13 protein-coding genes are annotated in these 16,481 nt (G+C 62.6%); 10 read left to right on the top strand and 3 right to left on the bottom strand.

The genetic code is table 11. The features are described 5' to 3' along the window. Positions 1–27: 27 nt before the first annotated feature. Together nosZ and IPF85_RS02320 are read right to left on the bottom strand one after the other, a co-directional pair. Complete coding sequence (gene nosZ, locus IPF85_RS02325) at positions 28–2,037, bottom strand: Sec-dependent nitrous-oxide reductase (RefSeq protein WP_343406452.1); 2,010 nt, start codon at positions 2,035–2,037, stop codon at positions 28–30. Between the two features lie 132 nt (positions 2,038–2,169). After that, positions 2,170–2,403 carry a 4Fe-4S binding protein gene (locus IPF85_RS02320; protein ID WP_343406451.1) on the bottom strand — a complete coding sequence of 78 codons (234 nt, stop codon included), beginning with the start codon at positions 2,401–2,403 and terminating at the stop codon, positions 2,170–2,172. Positions 2,404–2,520: 117 nt separating this feature from the next. Here IPF85_RS02320 and IPF85_RS02315 point away from each other — a divergent pair, with 117 nt between their 5' ends. From IPF85_RS02315 to IPF85_RS02290, 6 genes are all read left to right on the top strand, one after another. Further along, on the top strand, positions 2,521–3,243 hold the full coding sequence (locus IPF85_RS02315) for a hypothetical protein (RefSeq protein ID WP_343406450.1): 723 nt from the start codon (positions 2,521–2,523) through the stop codon (positions 3,241–3,243). A 94-nt stretch (positions 3,244–3,337) separates the two neighbouring features. Next, on the top strand, positions 3,338–4,375 hold the full coding sequence (locus IPF85_RS02310) for a hypothetical protein (RefSeq protein WP_343406449.1): 1,038 nt from the start codon (positions 3,338–3,340) through the stop codon (positions 4,373–4,375). Continuing rightward, complete coding sequence (gene pyk, locus IPF85_RS02305) at positions 4,372–5,799, top strand: pyruvate kinase (RefSeq protein WP_343406448.1); 1,428 nt, start codon at positions 4,372–4,374, stop codon at positions 5,797–5,799. Before IPF85_RS02310 ends, pyk begins: the two co-directional genes overlap by 4 nt. Further along, positions 5,796–7,388, top strand: coding sequence for an O-antigen ligase family protein (locus IPF85_RS02300; protein ID WP_343406447.1), 1,593 nt, complete (start codon positions 5,796–5,798; stop codon positions 7,386–7,388). The genes pyk and IPF85_RS02300 overlap by 4 nt, the downstream gene beginning before the upstream one ends. 1 nt (position 7,389) lies before the next feature. Next, on the top strand, positions 7,390–8,448 hold the full coding sequence (locus IPF85_RS02295) for a PAS domain-containing sensor histidine kinase (protein ID WP_343406446.1): 1,059 nt from the start codon (positions 7,390–7,392) through the stop codon (positions 8,446–8,448). After that, entirely contained in the window at positions 8,435–9,094 is a 660-nt protein-coding gene (locus IPF85_RS02290; protein ID WP_343406445.1) for a response regulator transcription factor, read from the top strand. Before IPF85_RS02295 ends, IPF85_RS02290 begins: the two co-directional genes overlap by 14 nt. Before the next feature lie 26 nt (positions 9,095–9,120). On the opposite strand, the gene IPF85_RS02285 is transcribed toward IPF85_RS02290, so the two are convergent. Beyond that, positions 9,121–10,716 (bottom strand): AAA-like domain-containing protein, encoded by a 1,596-nt coding sequence (locus IPF85_RS02285; protein ID WP_343406444.1) that lies wholly within the window; start codon positions 10,714–10,716, stop codon positions 9,121–9,123. Between the two features lie 231 nt (positions 10,717–10,947). On the opposite strand from IPF85_RS02285, the gene IPF85_RS02280 reads away from it, so the two are divergent. From IPF85_RS02280 to IPF85_RS02265, 4 genes are all read left to right on the top strand, one after another. Further along, complete coding sequence (locus IPF85_RS02280; protein WP_343406443.1) at positions 10,948–12,840, top strand: hypothetical protein; 1,893 nt, start codon at positions 10,948–10,950, stop codon at positions 12,838–12,840. A gap of 11 nt (positions 12,841–12,851) precedes the next feature. Next, positions 12,852–14,801, top strand: coding sequence for a cohesin domain-containing protein (locus tag IPF85_RS02275; RefSeq protein ID WP_343406442.1), 1,950 nt, complete (start codon positions 12,852–12,854; stop codon positions 14,799–14,801). A gap of 99 nt (positions 14,802–14,900) precedes the next feature. Beyond that, a complete protein-coding gene (locus IPF85_RS02270) occupies positions 14,901–15,350 on the top strand; it encodes an SRPBCC family protein (RefSeq protein WP_343406441.1) in 450 nt (149 codons plus the stop codon). Between the two features lie 456 nt (positions 15,351–15,806). Further along, entirely contained in the window at positions 15,807–16,475 is a 669-nt protein-coding gene (locus tag IPF85_RS02265; RefSeq protein WP_343406440.1) for a hypothetical protein, read from the top strand. Positions 16,476–16,481: the final 6 nt, after the last annotated feature.

Here is a 16,481-nt window from a genome sequence, read left to right as displayed (position 1 = left end):
GCAGCAGGGCAGTCGCAATGCGTGACGTTACGGCTTGATGAGCATGTAGCCCAACATCTCCAGGTGCAGCGCCGAGCAGAACTCGGTGCAGTACCAGGTGAAGGTGCCAGGCAGGTTCGCATCGAACTCGATGGTCGTGGCCTCACCAGGCTCCAGGCTCAGGTTGATGTTGTAACCGGAGAGGGCGAAGCCGTGCGTGGCATCGCGCGCGCGTTCGACGTTGGTCAGGTGCCAGATCACATGGTCGCCCTTCTGCAACTCGATGCGGTCTGGCGTGTAGTGACTGCGCACCACGGTCATCCAGATTTCGACCTGGTTGCCATTGCGCACGACACGCTCCTGACCGGACTCAACGGCGTTTTCATCCTTGGCCATGGTGATCGTGTTGAAGCCCACCTCAGGGTAGACTTCCCAGGCGTGCAGTTTGTCGGCCTTGATGATCTGCGCGTAGTGCGGCTCAGCCTCGCCAACCGCCATGTCGTACAGCAGTTGCATCTTGTCGCCGGGCTGGCTGATGTCCACGAGCTGGAAGTTTTGCGGCAGCAGGGGGCCGACGTTGACGAAGCGATCTACCGACCACTTGTTGAGCGCCACCACGTATTTGCCATCCGGTGAGGCGGTGTCGCCTTCGGCCGAGGCGATGTGGCCGATGTTGTAATGCACCGGCAGCTTGCCTTCCAGCTTCCAGCCGTCCGTGCGGTACGGCTCGCCCAGGCTCCAGCGCGCGACGGCGCTGTCCAGGAACAGGCTGGTGTAGGCATAGCCCTGGTCGTCATAGACGGTGTGCAGCGGGCCGAGGCCCAATTCCACCTGCGCCTGCAGGACATCGTCGAACTTCAGCACCGGCACGCCGTAGGCATCCTTTTCGGTCGTGCCCGCGGCGATGGCAGCCTTGATCTTTGCAATGCTGTAGATGCTGACGTGCGGGTCGAGCTTGCCGCCGATGGTGATGTAATCGCCCCTCGGTGTCACATCCACGCCGTGCGGGCTCTTCGGTTCTGGTGCGAAGTAGAGCAGCCCTTCGTCAATGGCGGTCTGCATGCGGATCACGGCAATGCCATTGATGGTTTCGAACTTGCCGGCCTTGTAGACCTCTTCGGCCTTCTTCCAATTGATGATGTGCAGGTAGTCCATGTCATTCTTGGACACCCCGGCCTCGAACTGCGGATTCGCACCGTCCGGCCCGGCGCCGGTCGCCATCTCGGTGTTGAACGAGTTGCAGAAGACCCAGCCATCGCTCTCCAGCTTGCCGGCGTCGCACAGGTCCTGCCAGTAGGGCGGCAGCTCGATCTGGAAGGAGGCGGCCATGTCAATGCGTCCCTTTTCCTTATCGAACTTCCAGAACGAAATCAGGCCGCGATACTCATCCTTGTACTCGTCAATCGAAGCATAGCCGAAGCCAATCGGCGCCGCATACTGCGGGCCTTCGACGACGTACTCGGTGTTCGGCGTGACGAAGCTGCCGCCGTGATCGTTGATAGCGTTGGGGTTCTTGATGATTTGCTTGGTCTCGAAGTCGCGCAGGTCAATCACGGCCACGCGCGCATTGGCCTTGTCATTGATGAAGAGGAAATTGCCGTCGTATTCGGCCGCGGTTTCACTGAGGGCCGGATGGTGCGTGTCGCCCCAACGAATCTTGTTGGGACCGACATTACCGCCGTCCAGCACCGCTTCCGATTCGATCGAGCCATAACCCCAGCCTTGCCACGGTTCGGGCGTGAAGACGCCGATGATCTTCAAGATACGCATGGAGGGCAGGCCGATGACCAGGATCTGACCACCGTGCCCGCCAGAGGCAAACATGACATAGTCATCGTACTTGCCGGTCGGTACATAGGTCTTCAGGGCCGCGGTAACGTCATCGGGTGTCAGGCCGCGCTCGGCGGCGATGGCCGCTGCGCTTTGTGGCAGGCCGCCGTCGGCTGGCAGGGCCGCCTGTGGGGTGGGTGTTTGCTGCGCCCGGTTACAGCCGGTCAGCGTGAGCAGGGTGATGAGCAGGACAAGGAACACGGTGCGCTTGATCGCCATACGCTTCATTGGACTTTCGTCCTCCTTTCCGAAAACAGACACTTACGAGATAGGTTTTGGAACTCAGGGCGTCGTCGCGTGGGCGTGCAGGCTACGGGCTGCACGGACCTCGTGACACAAACGCCCATCCGCATAAGACACTCAAACAAAAACGATGACAAATGGCAGTTCGATGGCGTTTTCTGGACACAGATCCTGACAGATGGTACAGTAAGTACAGGCATCGGGTCGCACCAGGCACGCCACCTCACCCACCCGGGCCAGGGCATTGGTGGGGCAGGCTTCGATGCAACGGCCGCAACCGGTACATTTCTCTTCGATGACCCTGGGGAGTGGCAGGTCATCCTCTTTTGGCAATCTCACAGAAGATTTCATCTCGAACCAGCCTCGTTTGTGCTTGCATGCACAAGTATAGGCAAGGCCTACGCGTCAGGCAGCGACTTTTGTCTCATCGGCCCCTTGTTTTGTATAATTAGTCAACGAGGTGATCGCATGAATCAAGCACCTAAGCCAACCGATGCTGCCCGTTTGCTGGCGCAGTTGCAGCGCCACCAGCAGTCCGTCCACAAGCCCCTGGCCGGGAACGCGCTGTCGCCTGCGGAGCTGTTCTTTCGCGCCTGGCAAGCGCAGCGCCTGGCAGGCGCCTACGCCGACCTGCTCAGCAGCGAGCGCTACGGTCCGGGCTGTCGCTTCTTTTTGGATCATGTCTACGCCCCGCACGATTTCAGCCAGCGCGACCACGACGTGGAGCGCATGTATCAATTCATGCTGCGCTTCTTGCCGGAGCGTCTGCTGCACACCTTGACCCTGACTATCGAGCTGAACAATCTGACGCGCGATCTGGATGCCCAACTGCTGACTGTGTTGACCACTCAGGTGGGCGTTACTGACACCTTGACCCCGCAGCAGTACGCCCAGGGCTACCAACTGTGCGACAACCTGGACGTGCGTCGCCATCAGATCGATCTGATCGGTGAGGTGGGCCGCGGCATTGATCGCCTCACGCGGATGCTCCTCATTGGCCCGACCTTACGCCTGGCGCACGGCCCCGCCCACCGCGCCGGCTGGATCGAGCTGCAGGACTTTCTCGAACAGGGTTTTGCCGCGTTCAAACACATGCAGGGCGCCGATTATTTTTTGCAGACCATCCAGCACCGCGAGCTGCGCATCCTGGATCAACTCATGGACAATGCGGCGGATCCGTTCGCCGTGTGAATCGGGCGGCGAGCTAGACAACCATCCTGATGTGTGCTAAACTCTTTTGATGAACCGACTCCTCAATGAACCGGTTTCGAGACAGGCTGATTTCATGAAAAGCAGTGCAATTTATTCTCCCACGGCCGCGTTCGAACGCTTCAATCGCGTGCAGAGCCAGGCGCTTGTCAGGCAGATCCTCAACTCGCTGACGGGCAAGTCACAGCGCCTCCTGTCTTACGATGAAGTGAAGGAACTGCTACTGGCCCGCGGGCAGATCAAGATGCCCGAAACGCAGATGATCCGGCTCGACCGCATCGTCGGCAGTGTGGGACGTTACCGCGACTTCGACCGCTACTTCTTGCCCCTGGGGGGCGCCAATGCCGAACGCTGGAAGCGGCTCGACATGGCCCTCAACCGCCTGGAGGACCTGCCGCCCATCGAGGTCTATCAACTGGCCGAGGTCTACTTTGTGCGCGATGGCAATCACCGAATCTCCGTCGCGCGGGCCAACGGCCTGAGTCACATCGAGGCATGGGTTACGGTCATTGATGTGCCGATCGAGCTGACGTCCGCTGTGCAGCCCGATGAGATGATCATCAAGATCGAATATGCGCACTTCCTCGATCAGACGCAGCTGCACGACATCCGCCCTGGTGCGCTGATCGAGTTGACCGAGCCGGGGCGCTACCAGCAGTTGCTGGAGCACATCCATGTGCATCAGTATTACCTGGGTCTGGAACAAAAGCGTGACATTCCCTACGGCGAGGCGGTGGCGAGCTGGTACGACCATGTTTACCTGCCGAACGTGCAGATCATTCGTGACAGTGACATTCTCACAGATTTTCCCAAGCGCAGCGAGGCCGACCTGTACCTGTGGATCTCCTACCACCGCGATCGCCTGCACGAACGCTACGGCGTGGACATTGACCTGCAGACAGCGTTGGCCCATTTTGCCCAGCGCCACAGTGAACGCCCCTTGCCGCGGGTCGTCAAAGCGGTCACGCGCACCATCAGAGCGGCGATCGAAGCTGCCACCGAGGCCGCCGCATCGCCGTTCCCGCCGCCCCCACCGCTCCCACATATAGAACCGTCGCTGCTCACCCTGGATGATACCGCTCTTGAACCGACACGAGAGATGATTGCCCAATGAACCAGATCCGTTTGCGCACCAAGATCATCTGCACCATTGGCCCGGCCAGCCGCGAGCCAGCCGTGTTGAGCCATCTGATCGCCGCGGGCATGGACGTGGCGCGCATCAATTTTTCGCATGGCGATCACCCCGCGCACGCGGACATCATCGCCCGCGTGCGCGCGGCTGCGTTGGCGGCCGCAAAGCCGGTGGCCCTGTTGGCCGACCTGCAAGGCCCCAAGCTGCGGGTGGGGGACATGGGCGCCGGCCTTGTGCTGGAAGCGGGCAAGACGGTGGTGCTCACCACCGCGCCGTTGACGGGGCAACCGGGGTTGGTGCCGATCCAATATACAGAACTGCCCCGCGTCGTGCGTCGGGGCGAGCGCATCCTGCTCGATGACGGCCTGCTGGAACTGGAGGTGCGCAGCATCTCCGGCCCGGAGATCACCTGCCAGGTGCTGACCGGCGGCCTGCTGACCTCCAAGAAAGGTATGAATCTGCCGGATGCCTCCCTCAGCATTCCGGCCATCACCGACAAGGACCGCGCCGATCTGGCCTTTGCCCTCAACCAGGGCGTGGACTGGATTGCGCTCTCCTTCGTGCGCAGCGCCGCGGAAGTACGGGAACTGAAGGCGCTTGTTCGAGCCGCCAATCCGTTCGATCAACCGGCGCTGGTGATTGCCAAGATCGAGAAGCCCCAGGCGGTCATCGCCATCGAGGAAATCATCGCCGACGCCGATGGCATCATGGTGGCGCGTGGCGACCTGGGCATCGAAATGTTGACCGAAGAGGTGCCGGTCATCCAAAAGCGCATCATTCGCCTGTGCAATCAGGCTGGCAAGCCGGTCATCACCGCCACGCAGATGCTCGACTCGATGATCCGCAACCCACGCCCGACCCGCGCCGAAGCCTCGGACGTGGCTAATGCTGTTTTCGATGGCACCGACGCGGTCATGCTTAGCGGCGAGACGGCCAGCGGTCAATACCCGGTCGCGGCCGTGCAGACGATGGCGCACATCATTCAGCAGGCTGAACGGGCCATGGCCTGGGGCGTGCGCTTCACTGACGCGCCGGAGGCCAAAGTAACCGTCGCGCAGGCCGTGGCCCATGCCTCTTGCGAAACCGCACGCGACCTCCGGGCCAGGGCGATCATCACCCCGACCGCCTCTGGCAGCACGGCGCGGCTGGTTGCGCGGTTTCGGCCACAGACGCCGATCATCGCGGTAACGCCCAGCGCGCAGACACAGCGCCAGCTCATGCTCTCGTGGGGCATCTATCCCTTGCTGGCCGAGCGCGAGACCACCACTGACCGCATGCTTGCCGGCGCCATCCGCACGGCGCAGCACCAGGGCTTCGTCAGTCTCGGTGATACCGTGGTGGTCACGGCCGGCAGTGTGGGCAGTCAGCCTGGCGCCACCGACGTGATGAAGGTGCATGTGGTATGAGCGCGCGTGCCTCTCACCTGGACGCCAAAACGACGCCACGTTGGCATTGGCAGCACCTGTCCACGACCCTGGTGGAGGGTGATTCCCGCGCGGCGCGCCGTACCCTGTGGCTGCTAATCGTCGCGGCCGCGCTCTTGCTCGGCCTCTACGTGGCGCTGTTAGGGCCAACCTACGCCATCGCCGGCGCGCTGGGGCTGGCCGCGGCCTACCTGGTCTTGCGCAGCACGCGTTGGGGCTTCATCCTCCTCGCCGCGGTCATCTGGATTTTGCCCTTTGCCGCCTTCCCCTTCAAACTCGGCTTCACGCCCACCTTTCTCGATGCGGCCCTGCTGGCGCTCTTCTTCGTCTGGCTGGTGCGCATCGCCACCGGGCAGGATCGCACCTTTGTCTTTTCGCCGTTGGGCGGCCTGGTGCTGCTCTTCATGGCCCTGGCGATGTTTACCTTCGTGTTGGGCAGCACGCACGCCCGGCCCACGCAACAAGTCCTGCGCCAGTTCATCGAAGTGGTGATCAGCATTGCCCTCTTTTTTGTGTCCGTCAATGAGATTCGCACCCGTCAGGATGTGGACTGGCTGACCCGTGTCCTGATCATCGGCGGCGGCCTGTGCGCGCTGATCGCCATCATCTTCTACGTTATCCCCGACGTTTGGACTGTGCGTATTCTGGATGCGTTGGCGCGCCTGAAATACCCCGGCGGCTACGGCGCGCTGCGCTACATCGAGGACGACCCGAACAACCCCATGCGCGCCATCGGCCTGGCCGTGGACCCCAATGTGCTGGGCGGCATGATGATCCTGGCCGCCGGGCTGACCGCGCCGCAGTTCTTCAGCCGTTCGCCGCTGCTGCCGCGCTTCTGGACCAGCGTTATTTTCCTGGTGCAGGTGCTGGCGCTCTATCTGACCTACTCGCGCTCCGCGCTGATGGGCCTGGGCATCTCGCTCTTCATCCTGGCCAGCCTGAAATACCGCCGCCTGCTCTGGCTGGGGCTGCTGGGCGCGGTCCTGCTGCTGCTCTTGCCGCAAACCGAGGCTTACGTCGCCCGTCTGCTGGCCGGCCTGCGCGGCGAAGACCTGGCGACGCAGATGCGTTTTGGCGAATACAAGGACGCGCTCTTGCTCATCGGCCGCTATCCGTGGTTTGGCGTCGGCTTCAGCGGCACGCCTGACATTGATCTTTACATCGGCGTGAGCAGCGCCTATCTGCTGATGGCCGAAGAGATGGGACTCTCCGGGCTCCTGGTGTTCCTGACCGTGCTCGCGGGCTTTTTTGCCTTCCTCTGGCGCACCTGGCGCGGCGGCCTGGCGGTCGGGCGCGATGCCGTGCTGCTGGGCCTGGGCGGCGCGCTGGCCGGCGCGCTCGCGGCCGCCACCCTCGATCACTATCTGTTCAACCTGACCTATCCGCACATGAGCAGCCTCTTGTGGCTGTACATTGGCCTGGCCGTAGCCGCGGCCCTGGTAGAGCGAGCCGCTCCGGCCGCGGCAACGCAGGGGGATCGCTCCGGGAAATCAAACATGGTTGAGCGCGACAGCGGACAGGAAATTGCGGATCGCGGAGCAGCTCCAGAGGGCTTCAAGGAATTGGTGTAGCTTGGAGACCAGCCATTTTGACAGCGCGAGCCAGGCCGGCGAGCAACGCTACCGTCACCTGTTCGATCACATGCCGATCTGTATCCTGGTGACTGACCTGACCATGGCCCCGGTGACCATCATCGAGGTCAACCGGCGGGCAGAGTTGGCCTACGGCTATACGTCCGCCGAGATGGTGGGCATGCCTGTGGGCAACCTGGCGCCCGACGATGCCAGGTCGGCCGTCTTGACCCTTGTGCAGCGGGTGCGGCAAGGCCAAACGGTGACGGCCGAGATTGCCGGCCAGCGCCGGGATGACACGCGCTTTCCCGGGCGTGTCATCGCTGCGCCCGATCCGACCGATGACAGCCGCATGATCGTCACTGTCGAAGACATTAGCGCCGAAAAACAGCGTCGGAGCGAGGCCGAAGCCATCGAGGCCGAACGCCGCCGCATCGCTCACGAGATTCACGACGGCGTGGCGCAAAACCTGGCCGGACTGCGCTTCAAGTCGGCGCTGTGGTCGCACCTGGCCGATGCGGCTCCCCCGGGTATGCGCGACGCGCTGGACGAACTGCATACCGTGCTCACCGCGGCCATCGTGGACATCCGGCGCGTCATCTTCGCCCTACGCCCGTTGGATTGGGACGCGCTGGGATTCTTCCCGGCGTTGACACAACTGGTAGATGACTTTGGCGACCAGAACCAACTGGCGGCCCGGCTCGAGATATCCGGACCGCAGGACACCCTGCCCGCGGTCTACGAACTACCCATTTTCCGCATCATCCAGGAAGGCTTGAACAATATCGGCCAGCACGCCCGTGCCAGCTCGGCGTTGGTGTGCGTGACGGTGGATGCCGCCGGTGGCGTGGTCGTCTCGGTGTGTGACAATGGCCGCGGCTTCGACCCCAGCCAGCGCGGCCCGGCCGATCATTCCGGCCATTTTGGGCTGCGCCAGATGCGCGAGCGCATCCTGGACTTCGACGGCACGTTGGACGTTCACAGCGCGCGCGGCCTGGGCGCGGAGTTGGTCATTACCCTGCCACCGATCGCCCAGAAGGGTCACCATGCCGCCGATTAGGCTTCTGATTGCCGACGACCACACCCTGGTGCGCCAGGGCTTGTGCCAGCTCTGCGAAGGGATGGGCGGGTTCGCCGTGGTCGCCGAAGCCGAAGATGGTGCGCAGGCGGTGACGTTCGCATGCATGACGCGGCCGGACGTGATCCTGATGGACATCATCATGCCCGACATGGATGGCGTGGAGGCTATCCGCCAGATCATAGCTGAGACCCCCGCGGCTCGCATCATCGCGCTGACCATGTATCGCCAGGAGCAGTACATGCTCGACGCCATCCGCGCCGGCGCCCGCGGCTATCTGCTCAAGACCGTGGACGCCCGCGACCTGATCGAGGCCATCGAGGCCGTGCATCGGGGCGACTACCTCATTGACCCCATCAGCGCCGCCCGTGTGTTGAGCGAACTTCACCTGGCGATGCCGAAACTGCCGCACGTCGAGCCGTTGACGGAGAGCGAGATGGTCGTCCTGCGCCTGGTAGCCAAGGGTGTGGACAACCATGAGATCGCCCAGTTGCTCAACTTCTCCGTTTACACCGTGGCCAATCGGCTGCGCACCATCTACGCGAAACTGCACGTGACTAACCGCACCCAGGCTGCGCTCTACGCTCTGCGCCAGGGCTGGGCCGCGCTGGGCGAGTCGCTGGAATAAACGCCGACGGCTTCCGCTCCTGGCTCTTAGCTCGCAACCTGTTCATCGGCAAAGAGATGCCCCAAGCGCACCAGGTAGACATGGATCGTCCTGCCGGCGACCTGCGTGGTGTACTCCAGCGCATCGTCGGGTAATCTGCCATAGACGGTGGGGCGGGCGTGAAAGAGCACGTAATAGCCCGTCGTTTGCCCCTCACTCGCCAGGTAATCGGCCAGTTGGGTCAACCCTTCTTCATAGAGCGCCTGCCCACGCCAGATTTTGGTCTCGATGATCGTCCGACGTCCCTGATGCACCACAATCAAATCCAGCCGTCCTTCACCGCTGTTGATTTCAGTGAAGTGCGCCGCGCCGATCTGGCGGACCACGATGTCGAGATAGGCCATGAGCAGATATTGCCCGGTGGCTTCGTGCGGCATGGGCGTCACCTTGAAGGCTTCGCGCCCGCGCCGTTCGATGAACTCGCGGAAGCGGGCGAGGATCGCATCCATCTGCAAATGGTTATTCACCACATAGGGGCGGAAGTCATAGCCATTGACCAGCATCGCCCCCTGGAGTCCCGCCTGGCGTGGTTGGAAGGCATCAATGAGCACCTGTTTGTAGATCGGGTTGGCAATCCGGCAAAGTTGTGCTGGCGCCTCTTTGATAATGCCAAAAAGATGCAGTGAATTGACGAGCGGATCATTGAGGCGAAAAGGATAATCGGCGCCAAAGAGAATGCGCACCACATCTTCTTCATATTCGGCCGCGCGGCGGATGACAGTCTCGAAGTTGTAATTGCTCTCACGCGTCAGCTTCTGCAGGGCAACACGCAAATCAGTCATCGTGATCGGTCGCGTGCGCTCTTTCACCACCTCTTGCGTGAGGATCGCGGCGGCGCGGTTGACCAGGAAAGGCTGACCCGCTGTCTGCTCAACCAGTTTCTCGATCACACCGGCGGCAAAGGGCTGCCCGGTTTCAGTTGTATATTGCCCCAATAAATCACGCACCTCGTCCGGCGAGAAGTCTTCCAGGCGATGTTGGTAGGCGATGTTGAAGGGCGAGCTGCGGCCAAAGTTCAGGCGGGCGATATTCTGAATGCCAACCAGTACGACGCTATGCAGGCTGTGAGGCGGCTGTCGGTCCAAGTACATGGTGCGCCAGGTTTGCAAGAGCGGCGAGAGCACATCCTGCGGTGTGGCATCGAACTCGTCAATAATCAACACCACTTTGAGAGTTGGCGCCAGTTGATGAAGCTGGCGGAAAAAGCGTTGGAAACTGCGTTCATCCACTGCCAATTGTCCGGCAAGCAGCGCATTGATGGCCTCGCTGTTCGGATGATTCTTGCCGGGCAATGCAGTGCTCAGTTGATACGCCATTCGTTCGCTGAAATCGGCCCAAAAATCGCTTAACGGCCAGCTTTCATACGCTTCGAAGCTCAGTGCAATGGCAAGGAAATCGGGACGGGCGTCCAATGCATCGTCTAGTGCGCGCAGCAGCGTCGTCTTGCCCATCTGCCGCGGCGCGTAGATGGTAAAAAACTTGCCCTGTTCGATCTGGGCCGTCAACTCTTCGACCAATGCCCGGCGCGACACCACATAGTGTTCCTGGACGTTGACTGGCCCGTGGGTGTTGAAGTAGCGCATGGGCGCATTCTAGCACAAGGCGCCCATTATTGATAATGAGGCAGATTGCCCCGCACCGCATCACCCGAAGATTCCAGTAATTACAATTTATTGTAGCGAAACTGCCCCAAAAGAAGATTGATTCATGTCTATCGCTGCGCGGGGAATGAGCGTAAGATGATACTGTCCTCAATCAACCAATCCCCGCAACTCCCCGCAACTCCCCGCAACGTATGAAAGGTAAAGAGTTCCATGATTCGAAAGCATCTGTTGACCGTCTTGTTTGTTGCGGTGGGCGTCATCCTGTTGGCCGGCCTGGCCGTGCAGTTGCCCGACAGCCAGGCCCGGGCGCAGGAAGAACAGCCTGGCGCGGTCCTGGCGCCAGCCGTTGATGTCAGCGGCAGTTTCACCTACCAGGGTTCATTACAGCAGAACAGCGCCCCGTTCAGCGGTAGTTGCGATTTCCAGTTCAAACTGTTTAGCGCGGCGGCCGGGGGCGCGCAGATCGGCGCGACGCAAGCACGCAACGGGCAGCCCGTGAGCCAGGGCCGCTTCGCAAGTGAGCTCGATTTCGGCGTCAGCGCGTTCGACGGCCAGGCTCGCTGGTTGGAGATCGCTGTGCGTTGTCCCAGCGGGGTCGGCGGCTTCACGACGCTCTCGCCGCGGCAGTCGCTGACCGCGTCGCCCTATGCGCTCAGTCTACAGCCAGGCGCCGTCATAGTCGGCAGTGTGGGGCAAGTGCAAAATGCCGCGTCTGGTATCTTGAATTTGACGAACAACGGCACTGGCCCTGGCATTACCGTGAACTCGGCCGTCCGCGGCGTGTATGTGGGGACGGGAAGCATAGCCGGCATGCAGGTGGACAATGCGGACCTCGGCGTGTTTGTGGTCAACGCCAGGAACGGCTTTCTCGTACAGACAGCCACGGAGAACGGTGTGCAGGTCAACTCCGCGCTGAACGGCATTCGAGTGCTCTCGGCCAATACGGGCCTGCGGGTGGACTCGGCGAACCTCATCGGCGTGGACGTGCAATCGGCGGGTGGCGCCGGGGTGTTCGTGAACGCTGCGGGCAATAACGGCCTGCAGGTAGGCTCCGCGGGCAACAACGGCCTGCAGGTGCAGTCGGCAGGCGGAAACGGCGTGCAGGTGGACGCGGCGGTCAACAGCGGCTTCTCCGTGAACACCGCGGGTCAGGATGGTTTATTCGTGTGCGCCACCGGCTCCCTCACGACCTGTGCCCCCAATAATTCCCTGCACAACGGTGTCGAGATCGCCAATGCCGAGCATTACGGCTTGTGGGTGACCAATGCGGGCGCCGACGGCGTGTTCATTGATAATGCAGGCGACACCGGCCTGGAGGTATGGCAGGCGGGCGGCGATGGCATTGACATCGTATCGGCGGCCGACGACGGCGTGCAAGTGCGTTCGGCCATCAATGGTCTGCATGTGCAATCGGTCACTCGCGGCGTGCAGGTGGACTCAACAACGACCTACGGCCTCAGGGTGGAGAGCGCGGGCAGCGCGGGTGTTTCTGTCTCCAATGCGGCGACAGCCGGTATCGAGATAGGATCCGTCAGAGATGGCGTTGTGGTCTGGTCTCCCTCGAATTGGGCCGGATTCTTCAACGGCCCCATCTCCTCGACTTCCTGCACCGGTTGTCTCATCGCCACGTTTGGCATCAACACTGGCGCCACAGCATTGGCGCCAGGTGATATCGTGGCCGTTCAGGGTACCCGCCCTGGCGACACGATCGGTCAGCCAATGTTCATGGAAGTGGGCCAGGCCACCCAAGCCGGCGCTCCCGTGGTGGGAGTGGTCTACGGTCGCGGTGAACTGGTGAGCATCGTCGGGCCTGATGGAACGACGGTCACGCAACTTGTCCCGCGGCAGGGCGCCGCCCAGACGGGCGACTACGTACACATCATCATCTATGGCCCGGTGCAGGTCAAGGCCAGCGCCCTGGGCGCGGCAATAACAGTGGGCAACAAACTCGCCGTTGATAGCAGCGGTGCAGCCCGCGGTCTCGAGACCGTCGAGGTTGGCGGCGTGCGGCTGGCCGAAAGCGCGCCCACGATCGGCATGGCCCTGGAAAACCTGGATGCAAGCAAGGCGGGGCTGATCTGGGTGCTCGTGAACCCGCAATGAGAGGCGGCGCTATGAAACGATTGCGCATTTTCTTTGCACCTGTTCTGATGTTGATCATCACGAGCGCGGTCCTGGCCCAATCCGGTAACGGATTCGACTTGAGCTGGGCGACGGTTGATGGCGGCGGCGGGACAAGCACAGGCGGCGCTTACACGTTGCAGGGCACGATCGGCCAACCCGACGCAGCCGCGCTGCTTGGCGGTAGTTACACCTTGCAGGGCGGTTTTTGGGGTGATGTCGAGGCTCCGACGCCGACCGCCACGCCCACGCCAACCCGGACGCCCACACAGGTTCTGACCTGGACGCCGACCCGGACGCCGACCCGGACGCCAACACAGGCGCCGACCTGGACGCCAACGCGCACACCGACGCAGGCGCTGACCTGGACGCCGACCCGGACACCAACGCGCACGCCGACGCAGGCGCTGACCTGGACGCCCACGCGCACGCCAACGCGCACGCCAACGCAGGCGCCGACCTGGACGCCAACCAGCACGCCGACGGCTACGCCTGTCGGGTCCTTGCTGCCGATCACACTCGCGGTTGACTCCGGCAACCGGGCCATGCAGTTGGGTTGGAACGTCACCAACGATCCCACCGTGACCGACTATCGCATCCTGCGTGCGGAAGGCGCCAATGGCATCTTCCAGCCCATCGCCGAACACTGGCTCGATACGGTCTACTTCGACTCGGATCACGACGCCGGTAACAACCTCATACCCAACACCACCTACTGCTATCGGGTGGAAGCGCGCCGCAGCAACGGCGTCGTGGTCATGACTTCCAACGTGAGCTGCGTCGCCTTTGGCTCGCTCGATCTCTACGTGCCCGACACGATTGGCCGGCCAGGCGAGCTCGTGATCGTGCCTGTCAACATTCGCAACGCCGACGGACTGGCAATCACCTCCAGCGACATCTGGATGGAGTTCAACGGCGACGTCATCGAATCTGTGGCGATTTCGCGCACGGCGCTGACGGAGAGCTATCAGTGGGAGAAAGCCGTACATGATACCGGCAATCCACCCACGAAACGGCTGATCATTTCCTATATCAACCTTAACCCGGATCGGTTGAATGGAAACGGCTCGCTGTTTTGGTTGACCTTCAGGGTGAGGGGACAGCCGGGCAATACCAGTCTGCTCAACCTCAAGGAGTTCATCACCAACATCGGCGGCTCCAGCATCCAGGATATCTCCAATCCAGGACAAGATGTGCCTCTGCGGTTGACAGATGGTCTCTTCACCGTGGGAGCAGCGACAGAGCCTTACACCCTGGGCGACGTGGATGGGGACGGCGTGATCCGCGCCGCAGATGCCGCCCTGGCCTTGCGGCTGGCCACCGGTTTCCGGACACCCACTTCACGTGAGCTGCGCGCCGGTGATGTCAATGGCAACGGCGTCCTCGATAGCGCCGACGCCAGCATGATCCTCTACTATGCGGCGAGGCTCGCCTGGCCGGTTCCCATCGCGCTCGAGAGCGCCAGCGGCATTCAAGTGACTTCCAACGTGCGTCTCAGCAGCATCCAGGCGCAGCAAGGGGCGAATGTCCTCATCACCCTCGGTGCGGATAGTCTGAGCCAGATCGCCGGCGGTCTCTTTGGGATCACCTATGACACGCGCGTGGTCGAGAGTGTGGTGAACGTCACCAAGACCGGTCTCGCCACCAACTTCAGCGTGGCCTTCCGCGACAGCGGCAGCGGCCTGCTCACCATCGCCCTGGGTGATGATGAGGAGATCAGCGGCAGCGGCAACCTGGTGATCATCGAATTCAAGCTGCGCAGCAATGCAACCGTGGGCGCCTCGCCGCTGACATTGGGCAGCGCCCGTTTGAACGACCACTACGGTCGCGACTTCATTACCAGCTTTGCCAGCAACAATCTCACACGGCAGAGCGGCACGATTACCGTGGCGCCGGCGTCAGTCAGCGGCAAGGTTTATCTGCCACTGATGAGACGGAGATAATGACCTGACAGGGTGGACGGCAGCACTCCCGGCTGCCGTCCACGCTCAGTTTGGCCCCCTCTGCCAGCGTTCTCTCCCCATTCATATCAAGGCTGTCAAATGACCCTGGCGTTGAGCAAGATCATCATCATTCATGCCCCGGCGGACGCCATTTGGCAAGTGATCCGCGACTTTGGCGCCTCCTGCCGCTATCTCCCAATGGTTGTCAACTGCGCGGTGGCGGGCGCAGGAGTAGGTGCGCTGCGCACGCTGACCAGCGCCGATGGCAGCACGATTGTCGAGCGCCTGGAAACACTGGACGAGACCGCCCTGCGGTTGAGCTATGCCTTGCTGACCGACACCCCCTTTGGCGACTGCCTGACGAGCATGGCCGTGCGTGATTTGGGTCCGAACCAGGCCGAGCTGACGTGGTCGGTGACCTTCCGGCCCGATGGACTGCCGGCGGATGAAGCCCTGGCGCTGCTCGAAGGCGCACTGACAGAGAATTGCCTCGCGCTGAAGCAGATCATGGATCGTTTGCCTGTGCTTGTCGCGCGTGGTAAAATCTAGTCCGTGCTGTGTCTAATACACACGAGGGACTAGATCATGTTCGTAGGCAGGAGTCAGAGGGCGATTGACGCGGCCCCCCCCCCCCCCCCCCGCCCGGCCCGGGGGGGGGCCCGGCGGGAGCGGGGGGGCCCCCTCCCCCCCCCCCCGCGGGGGGGGGGGGGGGGGGGGGGGGGGAGGGGGGGGAGGGGGGGGTTTGAATCACCCCCGCGGAGGGAGCGGGGGGGGGGGGGGGGGGGGCCCCACCCCCCCCCCCGCCCGGCCGGGGGCCCAGGGGGGGGAAAAAAAAGGGGGGGGGGGGAAAACAAAAGGGGGCCCCCCCCCCCCGGGGGGGGGCAAAAAAAAAAAAACCCCCCGGGGGGGGGAAAACAAGGGGGAGCCCCCCGGCTGTTGGGGGGGCCGGGGGGCGGGGGGGGCACACCATATCTCTCGGGGAAAGAACCTGCCAATCCAATCCACGTGTACCTTGAGATTGGGCAGAAGGTCATCTTTGCCGGCGCGTTGACGTGGCCGGGCTGGTGTCGGTTGGGCCGTGATGAGCGCGCGGCGCTGCAAGCGCTGTGCGATTACGGCCCGCGCTACGCGCGTGTTCTACACGCCGCGCAGGTTGAGTTTCAGCCGCCGGCCGACCCGTCGGGGTTCGTGGTGATCGAACGGCTGATCGGCAATGCCACCACCGATTTTGGTGCGCCCAACATCCCTCCTTCCGACGACGCCCGTCCATTCACCACGACTGATGTTCAAAACGCCCAGGCCCTTCTGCGGGCCTGCTGGTCTGCCTTCGATGCTGTGCTGCAGGATGCCGCGGGCAAGACCCTGCGCAAAGGTCCGCGCGGCGGTGGTCGCGACCTGGAAACGATGGTCAAACACGTGCTGGACGCGGACGCGGCCTATCTTGGCCGGCTGGCCTGGAAGACCAAGCGCAGCGAAGCGGCCGATCCAGGCACAGAGCTGGATCGCACCCGCCGGGCAATCCTGGCCGCGCTGGCCGCGGCGGGGCGGGGCGAAATCCCGGCGCAAGGCCCGCGCGGGGGCGCCCTCTGGGCGCCGGCCACCTTCGTGCGCCGCGTAGCCTGGCATCTGCTCGATCATCTCTGGGAGATCGAGGATCGCGCCGAAACTCCTTAGTTCATG

Source organism: Candidatus Amarolinea dominans, assembly GCF_016704685.1.
Classification (GTDB): domain Bacteria; phylum Chloroflexota; class Anaerolineae; order SSC4; family Amarolineaceae; genus Amarolinea; species Amarolinea dominans.
Note: the sequence above shows the minus strand (reverse complement) of the source record. Positions and strands in the feature narration are given on the sequence as shown.